This is a genomic window from Paraglaciecola hydrolytica (assembly GCF_001565895.1).
Classification (GTDB): domain Bacteria; phylum Pseudomonadota; class Gammaproteobacteria; order Enterobacterales; family Alteromonadaceae; genus Paraglaciecola; species Paraglaciecola hydrolytica.
In genome coordinates this window covers 489,103-507,995 of record NZ_LSNE01000005.1, presented here as the reverse complement: position 1 = coordinate 507,995, position 18,893 = coordinate 489,103, and the positions used below count along the sequence as shown (strand labels likewise).

The following is an 18,893-nucleotide window of genomic DNA, read 5'->3' as shown; positions in this document are numbered from 1 at the left end:
GGTTTTATGTCTTATTAATAAAGCCGCGTGTTAAGCCCTTCGTCTCTATACATCATTAAGAATTAATTTTAGCCTGTAGAGACTTCATAATATCTGACTGAGCTAGTTCAGGGCTAAACGAGTTATATAGCTCGACATCTTTTGCTAAATATTTGCTACTGGTTTTTTTGATGACATATTCACTGACTTGCTCAGCACCTTGGTTAATCGAAAATTGTAAGATGTTCTGCCCCTCACATTTAACATTGTTATAGAGGGTATTCATTGATAATTGGATGCTTTTAACAGTTTGATTTAATTTTACTTTGTCGTGTGTTTTCACAATGTCACAAACTTGATCATTGACCGATTGGTCAAAATGAGCCTGAGCAGAAGTTGCTAAAAGGCCAAATGAAATCGCAAGTACAGTTAGTGGTAAAGTTTTCATATTCAATCCTCAAATGAGTTGTTTAGCTAAGCACGTTTGCAAAACCGTTATTAATTAAACGTAACAACTAAGGATTGGATCACTTTTATTTTAATTTTCTGCTTTTACTTGCAAACTCGGGGCTAAATGCACCTAGTGGTTTAAAGCTTGCGTGTCACTCCTTTTTTGATCCTGTCCCGGTGTGCCGGGGCAACGTAAACTTCTACCGTGGTTTTAACACTCGCGTGGCCTAACTCTACTGCTAACATAGTTTCATTGATTTCAGCTAAGGCTTGGGTCGCGCCGGTATGACGTAACCAATGGGATGATGCACCAGCAATGGCGTGAGCTTGCTGTTTTTTTCCTTGTTCCATTAGTGATTTAATCACCAAATCAAAAGCCTCTTCGACCATGTTATTTAAACTGTCTTGATGCAGCGCTTGACCGGTTTTAGTTGAAGGCATGATGGGCATAGTTTCATCAATATGGGGCAGGGGACTTAGGCCTAAAGATTCTCTGTAGCGCACTAATACATGATCCATAAATTCATCAGGCACTGTGACTAATCGTTGTTTTTTGCCCTTACCAATGATGTTTAGTACCCATCCTTCACCACTGGGATCTTGGCGAAAATGACCAAAAACAGGCACACAATAATCGCGGTTTGATAGCTCAGAAATACGTAAAAAAAGTACTTTTAAAGCCAGCACTAAAAAACGATGTTTTTCGTATTTTGCATCGCTATCTGCAGCATTAGTCAGTGTGTCGACAAAAAGCTGCCAGGTTTCATCATCTAAGGTATGCGGTGGTTTATAGATTTTACCTTTTACCAAGTATTTACAGCTTTTTTTAACCAAACTCACTGGGTTACGATTAATGTGTTCTGATTCCCACAACTCTTTAAAAAATACGTTAAGCGAGGCGTAAGAATTTTGTAATGAGGTTTGATTAAGACTGTAAGCCGTTTTAGGGCGCGCCACGTTGGCACGTTCGGGCGCAATAATTTGATTAGTTTTACGATTGGCTTTAGCACGTCTTAATACAAATGGCCGCCATGACTCGTTTGCTAATCTAATCTCAGAATCGCCTTTATTTTTGAAACGGCTGGCAATGGTGGTATCGGCTACCAAAGATTTTGGTGGTGACCACAGCCAATCGATATAATCCCGCACATCCTCGACGTTTGATTTAAGCACGGACTTTTGTTTTTCATTCCAACAAAACAACATATAACGTTCGGCTTCATTTCTAAACCGAGTTTGCGTACCTTTGGCATTGCCAATGACATTGATTAAAAAACTCAGTAATAAATCGAGATCCTTACGCGCAGCTACGCCAATACTTTCCATTTCATCAAGATAAGTATCTAACGAAGGATACTGGTGTTTGAATTCAGCTGACATTAACAACTTACGTTGCTTTGGAATTAACTTGAAGGAATCAGTAATTGGGTGATAGTGCATAGAGTGCTGATGATGTTGAATTGATTACTGGATGTTAGGAATAATAAGGATGCTTACTGATATTGTCAATTCGTAATAACAGTTATTATTACGAATTTATATATATTGAAACTAGAGCCATATAATTAACTATGTCGCATCAAAACCAAGCATTTATAAAACGACTAGTTAACACGTAAACCCTACACTTAAACTAACCATTTTCGCCTTTAGGCTTTTTGACTAACTTACGTTGTAATGTGCGCCTATGCATACCCAATTGGCGCGCAGTAACGGAAATGTTGCCATCGTTTGTTTTTAGGGTTTGCTGAATATGTTCCCATTCTAAACGTGCTGTTGATATGGTTTGTTCAGAACTAACAGCTGATTGTTTACCTTCAAGTGCGGCAATTAACGCTGCGGTATCCACGGGTTTGGCCAAATAATCGTCAGCTCCGTTTTTTATTGCTTCTACCGCTGTGGCTATGCTGGCATAGCCAGTTAACAGCACGATTTTGGCCTGTGGTAATAAAGCTCTTAATGCTGTGATATGAGGCAAACTGTTATCGTTGCCAATTTTCATATCTACCACCACATATTGTGGGCTTAACTCGGAGGCTAACTTGATTCCTGCTTCAACGGTATCTGCATGATGACATTGATAACCCTGTCGGGATAAACGGATCAATAATATGTTAGCAAACGCTTGTTCGTCTTCAATTAACAGTAGTGTTTGTAAGTGTGCTGTCTGGCTCATACTAGCTTAACCACATCTAGGGTGATCTCTGCCACGGCACCGCCTTCCTGATGATTATACAGTTTAAGTTGGGCACCTAAACGTTCAAGGGTGGCATGACTGAGCATTACCCCCATGCCTAAACCGGTAGCACTTTTTACTAAGCTGGAGCCTAATTCTAATAAACTTTGTTCACTTAAGCCCTGACCAAAATCACGGATATTAATAATAAGCTTGTTGTTAAAAACTTGGCTACCTATCACGATATTGTTGTCTTGCTTAAGTTTGCTCGCTTGTACCGCGTTTTGAATAAGGTTTAATAGCGCTGGCAACAAAGTGGTATCAGCCACTATAGCCAGGTTTTCTGCCTCGCTCAGTGCATAAGTAACCTGAGCTGCGGCAAAATTAAGTTGAACTTCTTGTTTAAGTTGCGCAGCCAGTTTTGCCAGTGAGATTTGACGTTTAGTATTTTGTTTAACGTCTTCTGCCATCACCCGGAAATCCTGTAATCGCTTGCTGCATAAATCAATTTGCTGTTTTAACTGCGTCAGATATGTAACTTTAGCATCGTTGTTTTCATCCTGTAGTTCTTCAACCAACAGGTTTGCAGTACCTAAAGGTGTCGCTAAATGATGAGCAAACTGCGCCGCTGCAGTGCCCAGTGCAACCAGTTGTTCTTGGCGTAGTTGCTCTTCACGTAATTGACTGACAAACCTTTCCTGCCGGCGCATGGCTCTGGCCAGTGATGCAACGATTAGTACCACTACCAGTGCGGATAATACAAAATTAAGCCACATACCAACAAAGTGCTGTTGCATATCCATAGAATGCATTTGATGGGGTGACAACTGTAAAACTAAGGTGGAATACGCGGCCAGCGCAACCAAAGTTACGACTAACAACAAACCTCTAGGCAAAGTGACAGCCGCAATTGCTACGGGCAATAACAACAAAGAAACAAAGGGATTAGTGGCTCCGCCTGAAAAATACAGAAGTAGCGCCAGAAAACCAATATCAATCAATACTTGAGGTAAATATTCGGCTGTATGGGCATTGCGATTACCTCGGTAATAATAAAACAGCAACAAATTGAATGTTAATTCAACTACTACGATGATTTTGAGATTTAGATAAGGTAGCTCATAACTGAACCAATACTGGGCAATAAGCACAGCCAACAAATGAAAACCGATAAAACCAAAGCGAATCTTAACCAGTTGTAATAACTGGAGATTGGTTTGTAAGTTACTTTTAGGACTAGTGTGAAAGCCACTTTGAAAATTAGCTGGCAAGTAGTCTTTTAACATCGAGTTTCCCATTGAATTTATAAGATTTTTAATAGCTGGGTATATTGCCAAACCGCGTCGATTTTATTAGATCTATAGCATCTATGCACTATATCCATAAGCCATCTAGCTACGCTGAAATTCGTATTTCCATGTAGTTTGAGTATATATAAAACACATTAAGATTTAGTAACATTTTAAGCAAATTATTTACGATTCAAACTGTGTAAATAGGGGCTTAAGTCCCCATCATAATAAGCCCTGTTTTAACTAGGCTTATTAAGGAACTATTTTGAAAAATATATTGGTTTTGTTATTGGTTTTTTTAGTAACTTCATTCGCAATTACAGCACATGCCAGTCAGTTTAAAAAAACTCAGGTGATATCTTCAATTACCGTATTAATGGTTTATTCACCACAGAAAACTGCGGACATCATCCTATCTGTTGAGGTGCCACTGCAAATTAAACCGAATTTAATGAGTTTTGCCAACAACATTGGCGGCACCAATAACGACAACAGACTAAGTAATAATGACAATAGCACTGCAAATTATCCTGTACCGACGACGAATCCATTGAATTATTCGTCATTAGATTACCCATCTTTAACGTTACCGCAGAATGTGCTGAATGTGTCAGGGAAAAACCCTCAGCAAGTTATGTTTTAAATTACGCGTAACCGCCCTACTCTTTTAATATAAGGCCAGACAACTAATTACGCTAAAGTATTCAAATAGCAATTATTAGCTTAGTTTTAGGCAGCTGCCGTAAAATTTAGGCTACTATCTGACAACATTATTAGGTACTAAGGAAGTATGCGTGAGTTTTTATCGTCGTTTTGTTTATATTGTTTTAGTGTGTTGCATGATGAATAACAGTATTGCTGCTGAGGCTAAACCACAAATACTGATGGCTGGCGATTCAACGATGTCGATAAAGGCCTTATCAGATTATCCCGAAACAGGGTGGGGAATGCCCTTTGCCACATTTTTTGCCGAGGGAATCACAATCCACAATCTTGCTAAAAATGGCCGTAGCACTGCCAGTTTTAGGAGTGAAGGTTTATGGCAACAGCTGATGGAACACTGCCAGGCTGGCGATTATGTGTTTATTCAGTTTGGTCACAATGATGAAGTGTCTACCAAGGCAACTTACACTACGCCAGAACAATTCAAGGCTAATTTGCTTGCTTACATTAATGAAGTCAAAGCAAAACAAGCTCAGCCTATTCTGTTAAGCCCAATGACTCGGCGCTATTTTGCTGCCGATGGCAAAATTGAAGCAACCCACCCCTACTCTGCCATTGTCAGAGATGTTGCCAAACAAAGCGGCGTAACATTTATTGATATGGACAGTATTACTCGTGATTATTTTACTGCTTTAGGTGATGTTGATTCAGCACTGCGTTTTATGCACATCAAACCTGATCTGCACCCTAATTATCCTCATGGCGTTAAAGACAATACCCATTTTAATGAGTTAGGTGCACGTGAAGTTGCCCAGTTGGTATTAACAGAATTAAAGTTACGTCAGCATTCTTTAGTTAATGAATTGCGCCCTACCGATCCTAAACATTTAAAGCTTAGTTATTAGTCATAACTTGATCGCTGGTAAGTAGCCAGCGATATCACCCTATACTTAGCTAATTACCCATTTCTCGTTTTGCTATTTTTATTAATTCGTGTGGCTGCAGTTTTGCTGTTGCTAACATGTTCGCCTGTCTTATTCTTTTTTTACTGCACAAAAAATAGTAATTTTTTATTACCAAAATAAAAGTGTAGCCTATACTTCGGCAACAAAAATATGAATGTTTTCAATAAGGTTCAGCTACTAATGACTAAATTATCGCCCAGTGTAGTAACACTGTTCTTGCTGTTTCTGCCATTGAGTCTACAGGCAAAAATATTATGGCAAGATTTCAGTGTCACTTATCTAAACGGCCAGCATTATCAGGTTGGAGACCCCAAACGAGAAGTGATTACCTTAGAACATGCAGCCTCAACCAGTTGGGGCGACAGTTTTATGTTTTTTGATCACTTACGCTCGGAAAATGGGGAACGCTCAAACTATACTGAATGGTCGCCACGCGTCAGTTTATGCAAAGTGGAGATCAGTTGTTTCTCGAATGCTTGGATAAAAGAGTTATTTATTGCCAGTACTATTGAAATGTCCACTGTTTCAACGGATGTATTGCTCGGAATGGGCTCAAATTGGGATATCAGTGGATTTAAATTTTTGCAAATTAACGTTTATCGTCGCCAAAACGATAACGTAACTAACAACTGGCAAGTTACCACTAGTTGGTCACGGCCATTTGCGTTAGCAAATCAAAAGTTTACCTATGATGGTTTTATTGACTGGAATACGACCACTGTGGATCGTCGCAGCAGTATGAACTGGACGTCGCAACTTAAATGGTCAGCAACAGAGTGGCTTGGATTATCCAGCACCTTATATTTTGGAGTTGAATATGTCTATTGGCGCAATAAGTTTGGTATTGCTGACAGTAGTAACTTTCGTACCAATGAATCTAATGTAAATGTTTTAGTTAAGTGGCATTTTTAATACTTTAAACATAGAGACTAGCAATGAACAACTTATCGATTAAATTTAGAATTTTACTCTTAGCTGCGGTTCCAACCCTATTACTCGCGATTGTTATGACGATGTTAGCGGTGAATAATGCCTCGTCCATAGTTGAACATAGTGTGCAGCAGCAGCGAGATTCACTTTATCAAGCTAAGCGTATCCAATTAGATGAACTTCTGCATATGGCGATTACCGCGGGTTCGGTCGCTAAAAATGAAGAAGAACTTAAACAGATTTTACGTACGGTTCGTTATGAAAACGGAAAAAATTACTTTTTTGTTTATGATACTAAAGGGGTGCAAATTGTAAGTGCCGATCAAATAGATCGTGAAGGGCAAGACTTTTACAACAGTAAGTCGCCTGAAGGGCGTTATTTGGTTCAGGAGTACATCAAAGCAGCAAAAAATGGCGGCGACTATGTTGAATATAACTGGCCTAGAGCAAATTCAACCACCCCTAGCCCCAAAATGGCCAAGGCGATTATGTTTCCGGGTAAAGATTGGGTTATTGCTACTGGTTTTTATATTGATGATCTAAACGACAACCTCACTAAGCTTGAGGAAAAACTTCAAACTAGTACCAATGAAAGTGTAGTGACGACGGTTATTATCGCCTTGGTTTTACTTGGTGTGGCACTAGGTTTAGGTCTGGTATTATCCAGCAGTATTTTAAGACCGATCAATGGAGCGGTGGAAGCCATGCAAGATATCGCCAATGGCGATGGTGATCTCAGCCGCCGTCTGGATGAAAACGCCGCTAAGGAAATTCAGGCATTGGCAAAAGCCTTTAATATATTTGCGCAGAAAGTAGCTGATTTGGTTAATAACGTGCGCACATCAATCGCCACTATGGTTGATTCCAGCCAGAATCTCAGTCAACTAATGTTACAAGCTGATCATGGTGTAAAACAGCAGCATGAAGAAAGTGATTTAGTCGCTGTAGCTATGAATGAAATGTCTGTGGCTGCCCAAGAAGTAGCTAATAATGCTGCTACTGCGGCCAATCATACCGAAGAAGTTGAGCGTCAAGTCGGTGGTGCCACTAAACGTTTAGATGGTGCGATTAGGGTTATTTCAGGCCTCGAAATCAAAGTAAGTGAAGGCGTTAAAATTATTTCGCGAGTAGGCGAAGAGTCTAAAAATATCGGTGGAGTACTCGAAGTCATCAGTGGCATTGCTGATCAAACCAATTTGCTGGCACTTAATGCAGCAATAGAGGCGGCTCGTGCAGGTGAACAAGGACGAGGCTTTGCAGTTGTTGCTGATGAAGTGCGCTCTTTAGCGGCTAAAACCGCAGCTAGCACTGGCGAAATTAACCAAATGATTGCTCGTTTACAAAATGGCTCTAAAGAAGCAGTTGATGCGATTAGTTCCATTCGTGAAGGCAGCGAAGAAACCGTAATACATACCAAAGAAGTGGATTCAGCACTTAAAGAAATCCATCAAGCAATTTTGACAATTAACGATATGAATACGCAAATCGCCACTGCCGCCGAAGAGCAAACCTTTGTCTCTGAATCAATTAATAAAAACATTCATAATATTGTCAATATCGCTCAGGGAACCGCAGCTGGTACTGAGAAAGCCAGAGACATTGCGGATAATTTGAATTTACTTGCGGCTGAGATGGATAGGCTCGTTGGCCAATATAGAACTTAAAGGTCTTAATAAACTTAAGTTTGAAAGCATAAAAAAGGGTAGCTAAACGCTACCCTTTTGCTGTTTTAGGGAGACCTAAAATTATTCAGTATATTCAATGCGTAAATTATCAAATACCACTGTGGCGCCGGTTTCCGTTCTAATTTGAATAAAAGAATTAGCAGTAGCCACCAAACCTTCAATTTCTAAAGTGCCTACTGACAAAGTATTTGAATCTACCCCATAAAATTTAGATGAGCCTCCGTGGATTGAGTTACCGCTACTAGAGGTATTATTATCAACATAAACCTGAAAGTCTTTAGTGCCATCGGCACCTCCAATACTGATGATATCCATTACAATTTTGTAAGGTTTACTCAAGTCAAACACCCCTGCACCCTCTGCATCATTGGCCGTAGTCGAAACACTGGGGGTTTTAGCGCCCACTGTGAAACGAGCACTGGCTAAACTAAGCTGGCCATCAGTGACAGTGATACCACTACCACCGCCAGTGATGAAATACATTGGTGTTGCGGCATCATCAGGTAAGGCTTTGTAGTCAGCACTAAACAATGTTGCTGCATCTGCTGCTGTGAAATCTTCACTTAATACCGCATCTGAGGGTAAATACTCAATGCGCAGATTATCGATTACCACAGTAGCACCGGTTTCGGTTCTGATTTGGATAAAGGAGTTTTCTGTCGCTAACAAACCTTCAATTTCCAGAGTACCTAAAGTTAGGGTATTAGAATCCACCGCATAGAACTTAGAGCCTCCACCGTGGATTGAATTACCGCTGCTAGAGGTATTGTTATCCACATAAACTTGGAAGTCTTTAGTGCCATCAGCCCCCCCAACGCTAATGATATCCATGACCACGCGGTAGGGTTTGCTTAAATCAAACACCCCTGCCCCAACTGTATCGTCACCTGTGGTATTAACACTTGGAGTAGCATGCCCGAGAGTAAAACGCGCACTCGCAAGACTAATTTGTCCATCCGAGATTGTAATGCCACTGCCACCACCTGTGATGTTATACATAGGAGCCGTACTGTCACCCGGAATGTATTTATAGTCTGCACTGAAGAAGGTTGCGGCATCTGCTGCACTGAAGTTTTCACTAAAAGGCAGACTGACATCGGTTTCTGTGGGTGTACCATTGTCTTCAATTTCAGGAATATACAAGTCACTTTGATCCAACTTGCCAACACCAGATAAGTTAATGACGTTAGCTTTCACCACGTTAGCGGCTTCGAGCTCATAGTCATAAGGCACCATGTAGCTGCTTGTAGAACTGCCATCTTGCGCTGATACATCACCACTTTCAGGAGTAGTCCAAGTCACACCTGTGCCAAATACATTGCCTGCTAGATTCCAGTAACCAATCACATCTGAGTAAAAAGATACAATCGGGTTTTTGGTATTTTCAAACACGTTGTTTTCTATTAACAGTTCAGCACCAATTCTGGAATTCATCGCAGTAGAAGTGATGTTGTTGTAATAGTTGTTGTACAAATGGCCTTTACCATAGCGGAACAAGGGCAAACGCGATTCGATATTTTCAAAACGGTTGTGATGGAAAGTGATATTACGGTTAGTATTGCTACTAGCTGAATCATCTTCGGTATGGCCGTGTAACGAGGCCTTCCAATGATCATGCAGATAGTTGTACGAAATCGTAATGTTTTCAGCACCACTCTTACTGTCGATTAAACCATCGTAGTAATCTTTATCGACACTTAAGGTGCTGTACAACTCGTTATGATCGATCCAGATGTTACTGGTGGTTGAACCATCGTCGTCACCTTCAATAGAGATCGCATCCTTACCGCTAGTCAGTACATGATGGATTTTCAGGTTTTGAATGATAATGTTATTGGCGCGGCGGATTTGAATGCCGATACCATCAAACTCGCCACGATCAGCAACCCCGACAATAGACACATTGTCCATGTCTTTAATATCGATAGAGGTACCGTTACCACCGTTGTTAGCATCGGTAATCGTGCCATCAACATAGACAATGATGGGCATATTGCTGTCTTTAGCTTGTTTTAATGCATTGGTAAGAGCAATGCCGTTATTGACAGTGACAACCATGCCACCTGCTCCACCCGTTAAGTCAAAGTTATCACCAGCAAAACCTTTGTCGGTGAGGATTTGACCAATAACCGGGGTATTGTCGGCCATAGGATCCCAGCCTGCGTTATTGTCATAGCTGGCAAAGATGTTGACACGGTTGGTTAAATTAACAACATCTGCGTCCTGCAACAAATAACCACCCACACGAGCACTTAGATCAAGTGCATTACCACTCATATCCATACTGCCGTATTCTCTCCAGCCACTAGTGGCGGTAGCGGTTGCTGGATTGGGTGCAGGCTGGCTATTAACGCCTTGTACCGCCCAACCAGAAGTGGCTATGTGAGTATCAAACTTGTTATTGATCAAGGTCACGTTATCAAAATAGCTGGCACTACCACCGCTACGGGCAATGTAGGTGGAGTTATCCAATACACCGTTGCCGATTGGACCAGGGCCATTGGTAAACTCACTATTGAGGAAGATAAAACCGGGATCAGTGGCATTTTGCACACGGGCCTGTAAGACGTAACCGCCAGAGGTATCTTTAGTTGGGTCGCCGTCTTTAGAGTCACCTATAGTGCGAATTTCACTTTCTTCAAACAGCGCAGTTACTGGATAACCCCAGATAAAGTCAACGTTACCTGCCACTAAAGTATTGTAGAACCAAGTATAACCTTTGATTAATAAGGTATCTTGCTCAGAGATAAAGTTAGCGTCACGAGCGACTAAACGATTAGGGCTATTAAAATAGATAGTTTCAGCCTGATTCGAATACAGGTTAGAACGCATGTGAGTATTTTTGAGAGTTAATTTAGTCAGCGTTAGTAAATCAGCGCCTTCTACCAAAAATACACTACGACCACCGCCAGGCGTTCCTGTGCCTGGTGCTTCGCTACCGCCTGAACCACCGTTTTTAGTTTCGTAATTGTCATATTGAATAATGGTATTTTCGCGGCTTTCGCCCTGAATCGTCACAAAGTTTTTATTACGTAAGTACAGCAATTCATTGTAGACCCCATCTTTAACCATAATAGTTGCAGGGGTGTCTTGGGCAACGTGTTGCATGACATAGTTTAATGCGCCTTGTACCGTTCTGAAGTCGGCATCGCCATCATCATCAACCGTTAAGTCAGTCGTTGTCGGTGCGCTGGCTTTAGTACTGAAATACCAATTGCTGTTTTCACCTAAACCAACAAAATCAACGCCGTTTAACTGGGTTCCCAAAGCAACATCATCACCAATAACTACATAATAGGTTTGACCATATTCCAGGGCGCCATTATGGGGTTTGATGGTCATCGTTGCGCCATCTAGGGTGATGGAATCAACATTCACACGACGAATGCGATCCTGACCAGCATAACCTAGAGAATCAATTTCGCCACCTACGGTAAGGGTATCAACGATAATATTATTGCTAGCGTCAAATATCCTAACTTCGCCTATAGTGCCCAAGGTAGGCGCACTATCAAAGGTAATGCTTAAGCTTGCATCGATGTATTCATTGGTCATTGCAATCGCTGGCGTGACCTTAGCACCAAAATCACCGTAACTCTGGGTTGGCATGACAAAACCTTCTGCTACTGTCACTTCAATAGTACGTACTATGGTTTTGTCTGAGCCTGATTTGATGTAAATGGTGCTAGTACCAGCACTTAAGGCTTGTAACGTCAGTACGTTGCCTTCTAACAAAGGATTAACTACAGCCGCATCTGAAGACTTAACGGTGAAAGTATCAGCCGTTAGACCATCACTTTGCATCGCAGTAATATTGATTACTAAGGGATCAGCAGTAGTCGAGGTTTCAAAAGTTGGACTCTTGTAGTCAATTGTCAGTTGTACTGGTTTAACACTTGGGTCGCCGACCTTGATGTCGTCTAACTCAAAAGAACGATTGTTAGTAAACAAACCAATCAAACCTTTAGTGGTATAGGCTGCATCGCTGGTTGTACCCATTAATTCGCCGTCAAAATACACACTTAGGTTACTACCTATCAACTCAAAGCGTACCGTGTACCAAACACCATCACCGGCACCGTCTTTTTCGCCTAATAAAATAGGTGTTTTCTTTTGTACTGGACGAGAGATTGAGCCATTGGTACTGATCGCCACTTCAACTTGCGTACTGCTAGATGAGTTTTGTACGTTTAAACCACCGCCATACCAATTACCAGAGCTGTCATAACGGCCCAATAAAAAGATCTGTTTATTGGCAGTCGTACTGTTTTGTCTGGGGCGAATACGTGCTTCAACAAAATAATCACCACTGGCTGGTACGTTGGCCATAGCCGCTTCGGTGAACAATAATATTTCACCGCCAGCGCCACCGGCGTTGTAACGCAAAGCCATGTTGTCATCCATATCGGCAACAGTATCAAAGAAACCTAGTGGTGCTTCGGTATTGGCTGCAGTGGCTAATAACTGATAGTTACTGGTGCTGCCACTAGTAAAGTCATCACAAAAGTATAAGTCAGGTGCATCGGCACAACTAAAGGCTTTGGCACCCGGAGCCTCTTCCGCTAGATATTCAATCCGTAAGTTATCGATAGTTACACTACCGCCACTTTCAGTACGGATTTGTAAAAACGAGGTCTGGGTTGCAACAAATCCATCAATGATCACCGTTTCACCCGGAACCAAAGACAATATTTGCTCAGCATAAAACTTAGAATCACCACCATGAATAGAGCTACCGCTGCTACTGGTATTGTTATCCACGTATAAAATGAGGTTGTTGTTACCTTCAGTATCTTCGGTAGCAACGACATCAAATAACACTTTATATGGACGACTTAAATCGTAGATGCCGGTGGTGGTGGTATCTGCACTGGTAGTATTAACTTCCGGCGTGGTATTACCTAGGGTAAAACGCGCTTCGAAAATCTGTAACTGACCATCAGTAATAGTTAAACCACTTGTCCCCCCCGTAATATGATACAACTCAGTTGCGACATCACCTGGTAGTGCTTTGTATTCTGGGGTAAAAAACAGTTCAGTTGTGGTATTAAAGTCTTCAGAGGTCAATAAATTTTCATTGATATATTCAATGCGAATATTATCCAGTGTGACTTTAACTCCGCTTTCGGTACGAATTTGCAAATAGGAGTTTTTGGTCGCTACCAAACCAGGTACGGTAATGGTCGTTCCGGCGACTAAACTACTGGCTAATTCGTTGTAGATTCGAGAATCACCACCATGCATTGAATTGGCGCTACCACTGGTGCTGTTATCCACATAGATTTGCAGTTTTTTAGTTTCATCAGTGACTTCAACTGCAACGATGTCCATCACCACATTATAAGGGCGACTTAAATCAAACACACCGGTGCTAGTCGTATCAGCCGAGGTGCTATTAGTACCTGGTACTGCATTACCTATGCTAAAACGACCACCGTCAAGTTCGATACCATTGCTTACAACCAGAACCGAACCGCCGGTTTTGGTAAACATGGCCACATCAGCACCACTTGAATCTTGAATAGCTGAATAAGCTGAACTGAAAATGTCATCAACTACGCCAGCGAAACCGGCATTAAAGGGCAGACTAACACGTGGGATCTCAGCTGGAACTTCTGGCTCAGTGGGCTCCTCAGGTTCTTCTGGTTCTGTGACAGGAACACTATCGGCCACAGTTTCAATTCTCAGGTTATCGATAGTAATACTGGCAGCACTATCCGTACGTAATTGAAAGAAAGAATTGGTGATAGTTGAATTTAAAATTTTAGCGGTTGGGTCACTAGGATCCAGCCCGTTAACATCAGCTCCTGGCACATAGGTGTAAGTAAAACGTTGCCCTACCGGCAGGTTTTCTTGGTTAATCGACATGCCGTAAAATTTAGAGGCAGCACCATGTACCGAGTTATCCTGGCCTGTAGTGTTGTTATCTACATAGATATTTAACGAGCCTGCACTGTTGTGGGCCACCACATCAAAACTTAAAGTAAAACCCTGACTGATATTAAAAATACCTGTGCCATAAGTATCAGCAGATGTGGTGTTAGTCAGTGGATTAACAGCAGCATTACCGATAGAAAAACGGTCGCCGGCTAAAGTAATATTGCCCAGTGCCGAATCAAGTGCCGGACTACCACCGGTTTTAAAGTACATAGCGCCACTATTGGGATCATCAGTTAAACGTTTGTAACCTGATGAAAAGAAAGTGGTGGTATCAGTATCAAACTCTTCGTTTAAGGCAGGTTCAATGGTATTGGCACGCTCAGTAAGTTGTTCAAGTTCAACTGCCGCTTGAGTTTCACTGATCACAATAAGATTGGCTTTTTTATCTGCGTCGGCATCACAACTAGCAATGGCCGTGGCAAGGCCATTACTACCATCAGCAGCACACAAACTGTAAACCATGTTGACGGTGTTATATGAGCGCACGATAAGGTAAGAGCTAGCCATTTCGGTGGTCAATTTGATCGCGCGACGACCAAATACAAACTCGTAAGTACCGGGAACTACAGCATCTTCTCCAACGATTTGGGTAAAAGTACCACTTTTACCTGTGCTATCGGCCGGCGTAAAATCTAAGGTTTCGAGTACCGCGGTATCAACTTTAAGTACTGGGTTATATTTAAGTACTGGGTTGTAAAGGGTGCCGTTAAACTGTGTTATATCGAAAGTATTGGCAAACAAGGTACCAAACTCGGTTTCAAGATAAGTGACAAAATGTTCAAGGGCACTGTCAAAAGGCGCTAAGGTTGTCATTGCACCACCGGCAACGGCTAACCAAGGCTCAACATCTGCCGCAAACTGGGCCGCTGGACGATTAAAAAATGCCTCTACTGTCATGCCTTCAGGTAGTACCATAGTTGCGGCACTGGCGGCTGCATCACTGATTGTAATTCCGTTGGCTGGGTCGCCATCGGTATCTAAGGCTTGTAATAAACGAATGGCGTTAGCCACGGGCTGTTTAAACGGGCTGTCTGCTTCAAACATCTTAAGAGGCGTTAACAAACTGGAAGCTGCAACGCCGGGAAACTCAAAATCACCAATAAAAAAGGTGATGGTTTCGCCACGGAAATAAGCGTATTCGCCATTGCTGTTGGTTTTACCATTAGCGACAGATTCAGAACGATATCCCAAACCTGCAACCGGACTATCAACAAATACGCCCGTTAATGCTGGATCCGGCGCTTCTTTAACATTAATGGTACTTTCAGCACCACAGCCCATTAATACCATAGCGCCAACTACACTGGCTGCTATATTACTTTTAAATTTCATAATCACCCTCCCAGGGATGAAAAATATTGGATTCTATACGCCCGCTCATATTGTTCTGCGGGCTATAAGCGCAATTTCAGTTGAACTAATAAAATTTGTAGTTCAGGCCTAGCTGAAAAGTTCTGCCATATTCTTCTCGTTGATAAAGGATATTGCCGCCACTTTGTTCATTACCCTCGAAATAACGTAAGTCCACTTCGTCAGTTAAATTAATGGCATCAAAATACACCGACAATTGTTTGTTGATATTCATCTTGGCTTTGAAATCGACACTTTGAACGGCATCCTGGTAGCGGTCAGACCACAACTTACAGGCTCGTGCATTAGAGACACTGACACCTACCGGACAAGCTCCTACTTCTTCTAGAATTTTGGCGCGGTGATTACCGATAATACGCACAGAATAGTCTGCATCTTCCCAACCTAAGGTCAGGTTAAAGGTGGTATCAGCTTGGTCAGGTAAAGGTACTTTGTCAGCACGAATAGAAGGATCCAGTTCAGCCTCACTATCGAGCAAAGTCATGTTACTTTGTACAAAAAAACCGCTTTCAAAAAACTGGTTATAGCTTAGCTCAAGGCCTAATACTGTGGCTTTGTTGCCGTTAAGAGTGATGTTGACATCATTCAAGATCAGATTTTGAGGGATAACAAATTCAGTGATCTGATTAACCGGCAAAGTGAGTGGCAGGTCTTCGATGTTCATGGTGATACCATTGACATCAACAATAAAATTATCGATATCTTTATAAAAGATTGAGGCTTCCATAAACAAATCTTTAGAGGGATACCAACCTATCGACGCATCGTAGTTAATTGATGTCATCGCTAATAAATTAGGATTACCTACGTCGATAGTATTGTTAGAGCCTAAGATATAGTCCTGTAATTGTTGTACGTTGGCACTGCCTTGGTCATCAGCACAATTAGCACTTTGTGGTGGGCACAACTCAATATCTTCGTCAAACTTGGCAAATGCTCGGGCTTGACTAAATGACGGACGAGTAAAACTAGTCCAAATTGCACCACGTACTAATATGTCGCTGTTAGGTTCGTAACGAAGATGCACACTAGGGAAGTATTCACTGTATTTAATCGACGCTTCAGGTAATGGAATTGCGATATCCAAGCTACCCAGACCTGCTCCGTTAAATTCAAAGTCATCATTTTCTAGCGATAAAAAGCCGGTTGACGAAAACTCGGTTTCTACAAAACGCACACCTGCGATCATAATTAAGTCATCGTTGATGGGCATTTCAGCCATCACATAGGCGGCTTTGGTGTCTTCAGTAAGAGTGTAATCTTCTTTGGTACTATCAATTGAAAGCTCACCTTGCGTCGCACTTTCACGGGTTATTTTTGAACTATCAACTATGTAATCAACTTGATCCTGATCAACAAAGGGATACTGAAAATTACTGTCTGCGGGGATAGAACTTGGGTAGTCAGAATGTGGTGCGCCTATAACACTGATACAAGTCGCATCACCGCCGCAGTCGGCAGCGCTTGGAATATAACTGGCGCGGTTTTTATCACGTATATATTCACGCTGAGAAAATGCCACACCGGCTTTGATATAACTTAAGTGTTTATAAAAAAAATCGTTGGTTAGATTTAACTTGCCACTTTTGATTTTATCATCGCGGGTACCATCTTCGAGAAACAGGTTATCAAAATCCCAATTAGCCATTGTAGATGCATCACCAGTGCCTGAGGTACCAATTAAAGCAGGATCAAATCCACCTAATTGTGCAGCGTATTCTGGGCTTACAACTTGAGCCTGAATATTGTCTTTAGAACCTTTGCCATAAACCACCAGATCACGTTCACGAAATTGCACACGCCTGTCGTTATTAGATTCTTCATAAGAAGAAGACTGAGCCAATTCGTAATCTATGGTCCAGCTCTCACCAATTTTGTTTTCGCCACCTAGGCTAAAACTTTTGGTGGTGTTGTCACCGCCCTGAATAAAATATTGATGATAAACATCAATATCGCTCAAGATGAACTCTTTAGTATCACCATTAACATAAAGAATTTCGCCATCACCTATGGGACCGGCATCTTGAAAATCATAAAACTCACGCAAGGCCACATCAGAATCAGTAAATTGAGTGACATTGCCTCGAACATAGTAGTAACTGGTATCGTTGGGTTTAAATTCAACGTTAAGTGAGGCCGCTTTGCGGGTACGTCCTGCAATTTCGCGACGATATTCTAATTGGTTAGGTGCCAGTATTTCTGGCCCAGCGGCAATTTGCTCTGCCACTGTTGCGTTTTCGTTGGCAGTGAATCCGGTATCAGCTTGATAAAAACTCATGTCGTTGGTGCTGTGGTGACGCACTTCATCCACCTGAGATTTACGATTTTCATGAGATAAGGCAAAACCTATACCTATGGTTTTATCGAGGAAAAATTCGGTGCCATCTAAACTAAATTTAGGAGAATGTTTGTCTCTTAAGGTGCTGTAAGCATCCTGAGCTTTAAATTTTAGACCGGCTTTACCACGATCATAAGCAGAGATAGCATTAACATTGACTGCACCACCAATGGAGTTTAAATCTTGATCGGCAGTTAGAGTTTTAAGTACTTCGATAGAACCCAGTATGTCAGATGGAATAGCATCTAAACCAACTTTACGTTCGTCCCCTACTCCTGACATTTCTGAGCCGTTAATGCTAACCGCCACAAATCCAGGTCCCAATCCCCTAACGCTAACAAATTTACCTTCGCCTTCTGAGCGTTGTAAGGTAACTCCAGGCAAACGACGTAATGATTCAGCTACGTTTTGATCAACAAAGTTACCGATATCATCGGTAGCGATGACTGAACTCAGACCATTTTTTTCACGCTCAAGATCACGCGCTTTAATGTCGGCCTGACGAACACCAGTGACTTCGATTATTTCTAGTTCAGCTTCACTTGAGTCTTGCTGAATATTGGCATTTTCTTGCGAAGCAGCATTTGAGTTTTTTGCCTCAGAGGGAACTTGCTGGACTTGTTGCGCATAACTTGGAAGAGCCATAGTTATGGCAACCACTAAAGCCTTCATTTGAAAACTCTTCATTTCGGATTTTCTCCTGGCATTTTCATTGAAAAATATTTTTCAGGTGACTTAAGCTCTCACTGAGCTTACAAAACGCCACCGGTAGCATTCGCGTGCAAAGCAATGGATTTGAGTTGCCACCGGTGGCAGTTTACGATTAATAAAACAACAATGTCAACATGTTGTTAACTTAAAAGATGAGTTGTTAAACATTTGAAAACTAGGCCTTAACAAACTGGAGTTATCATTTGTTTATGGCTATTTTAAGCTGAATACAAAGGTTGTCGGTTTTGATGAAACAGGACAATTTAATATAAAACTAAGACTAGTGATGTGAAAAAGCAAAAATAAAGCGAAGAAAAAACAGAGTATATTTACTCAACAAATTACTTTTCAAAAAAACAAAATCTATACAGCTAAAATGCTTAGTAAAACAAT

At 41.5% G+C, this 18,893-nt stretch carries 10 protein-coding genes; 4 read left to right on the top strand and 6 right to left on the bottom strand.

What is annotated here, in order from left to right; genetic code table 11:
* Positions 1-55 precede the first annotated feature (55 nt).
* The 4 genes from AX660_RS10140 to AX660_RS10125 form a co-directional block, all read right to left on the bottom strand.
* Positions 56-427, bottom strand: coding sequence for a DUF3718 domain-containing protein (locus tag AX660_RS10140; protein ID WP_068376115.1), 372 nt, complete (start codon positions 425-427; stop codon positions 56-58).
* 140 nt (positions 428-567) lie between these two features.
* On the bottom strand, positions 568-1,809 hold the full coding sequence (locus tag AX660_RS10135) for a tyrosine-type recombinase/integrase (protein ID WP_068376114.1): 1,242 nt from the start codon (positions 1,807-1,809) through the stop codon (positions 568-570).
* 253 nt (positions 1,810-2,062) lie between these two features.
* A complete protein-coding gene (locus tag AX660_RS10130; protein WP_068376112.1) occupies positions 2,063-2,605 on the bottom strand; it encodes a response regulator transcription factor in 543 nt (180 codons plus the stop codon).
* Positions 2,602-3,891, bottom strand: coding sequence for a sensor histidine kinase (locus AX660_RS10125; protein ID WP_157884321.1), 1,290 nt, complete (start codon positions 3,889-3,891; stop codon positions 2,602-2,604). Before AX660_RS10125 ends, AX660_RS10130 begins: the two co-directional genes overlap by 4 nt.
* A gap of 271 nt (positions 3,892-4,162) precedes the next feature.
* Here AX660_RS10125 and AX660_RS10120 point away from each other — a divergent pair, with 271 nt between their 5' ends.
* The 4 genes from AX660_RS10120 (at position 4,163) to AX660_RS10105 (ending at position 8,119) form a co-directional block, all read left to right on the top strand.
* Positions 4,163-4,540, top strand: a complete 378-nt coding sequence (locus AX660_RS10120; RefSeq protein ID WP_068376110.1) for a hypothetical protein — start codon at positions 4,163-4,165, stop codon at positions 4,538-4,540.
* A 151-nt stretch (positions 4,541-4,691) separates the two neighbouring features.
* The gene (locus tag AX660_RS10115) at positions 4,692-5,465 is read left to right on the top strand and encodes a rhamnogalacturonan acetylesterase (protein WP_235594710.1); all 774 of its coding nucleotides are present in this window, start codon (positions 4,692-4,694) and stop codon (positions 5,463-5,465) included.
* Positions 5,466-5,705: 240 nt separating this feature from the next.
* The gene (locus AX660_RS10110) at positions 5,706-6,437 is read left to right on the top strand and encodes a DUF5020 family protein (protein WP_068376108.1); all 732 of its coding nucleotides are present in this window, start codon (positions 5,706-5,708) and stop codon (positions 6,435-6,437) included.
* Positions 6,438-6,460: 23 nt separating this feature from the next.
* Complete coding sequence (locus AX660_RS10105) at positions 6,461-8,119, top strand: methyl-accepting chemotaxis protein (RefSeq protein ID WP_068376106.1); 1,659 nt, start codon at positions 6,461-6,463, stop codon at positions 8,117-8,119.
* A gap of 81 nt (positions 8,120-8,200) precedes the next feature.
* Here AX660_RS10105 and AX660_RS10100 read toward each other — a convergent pair whose 3' ends face one another.
* Positions 8,201-15,412: a pectinesterase family protein gene (locus tag AX660_RS10100; protein ID WP_068376104.1), complete on the bottom strand. Its 7,212-nt coding sequence runs from the start codon at positions 15,410-15,412 to the stop codon at positions 8,201-8,203.
* A gap of 85 nt (positions 15,413-15,497) precedes the next feature.
* On the bottom strand, positions 15,498-18,476 hold the full coding sequence (locus tag AX660_RS10095) for a TonB-dependent receptor (protein ID WP_068376100.1): 2,979 nt from the start codon (positions 18,474-18,476) through the stop codon (positions 15,498-15,500).
* Between the last annotated feature and the right edge of the window lie 417 nt (positions 18,477-18,893).

What these genes read in the sequence shown, in the direction of transcription:
- AX660_RS10130 (WP_068376112.1), bottom strand. Translation starts at nt 2,605, where the DNA reads ATGAGCCAGACAGCACACTTACAAACACTACTGTTAATTGAAGACGAA.
- AX660_RS10095 (WP_068376100.1), bottom strand. Translation starts at nt 18,476, where the DNA reads ATGAAGAGTTTTCAAATGAAGGCTTTAGTGGTTGCCATAACTATGGCT.
- AX660_RS10100 (WP_068376104.1), bottom strand. Translation starts at nt 15,412, where the DNA reads ATGAAATTTAAAAGTAATATAGCAGCCAGTGTAGTTGGCGCTATGGTA.
- AX660_RS10110 (WP_068376108.1), top strand. Translation starts at nt 5,706, where the DNA reads ATGACTAAATTATCGCCCAGTGTAGTAACACTGTTCTTGCTGTTTCTG.
- AX660_RS10105 (WP_068376106.1), top strand. Translation starts at nt 6,461, where the DNA reads ATGAACAACTTATCGATTAAATTTAGAATTTTACTCTTAGCTGCGGTT.
- AX660_RS10135 (WP_068376114.1), bottom strand. Translation starts at nt 1,809, where the DNA reads ATGTCAGCTGAATTCAAACACCAGTATCCTTCGTTAGATACTTATCTT.
- AX660_RS10125 (WP_157884321.1), bottom strand. Translation starts at nt 3,891, where the DNA reads ATGTTAAAAGACTACTTGCCAGCTAATTTTCAAAGTGGCTTTCACACT.
- AX660_RS10140 (WP_068376115.1), bottom strand. Translation starts at nt 427, where the DNA reads ATGAAAACTTTACCACTAACTGTACTTGCGATTTCATTTGGCCTTTTA.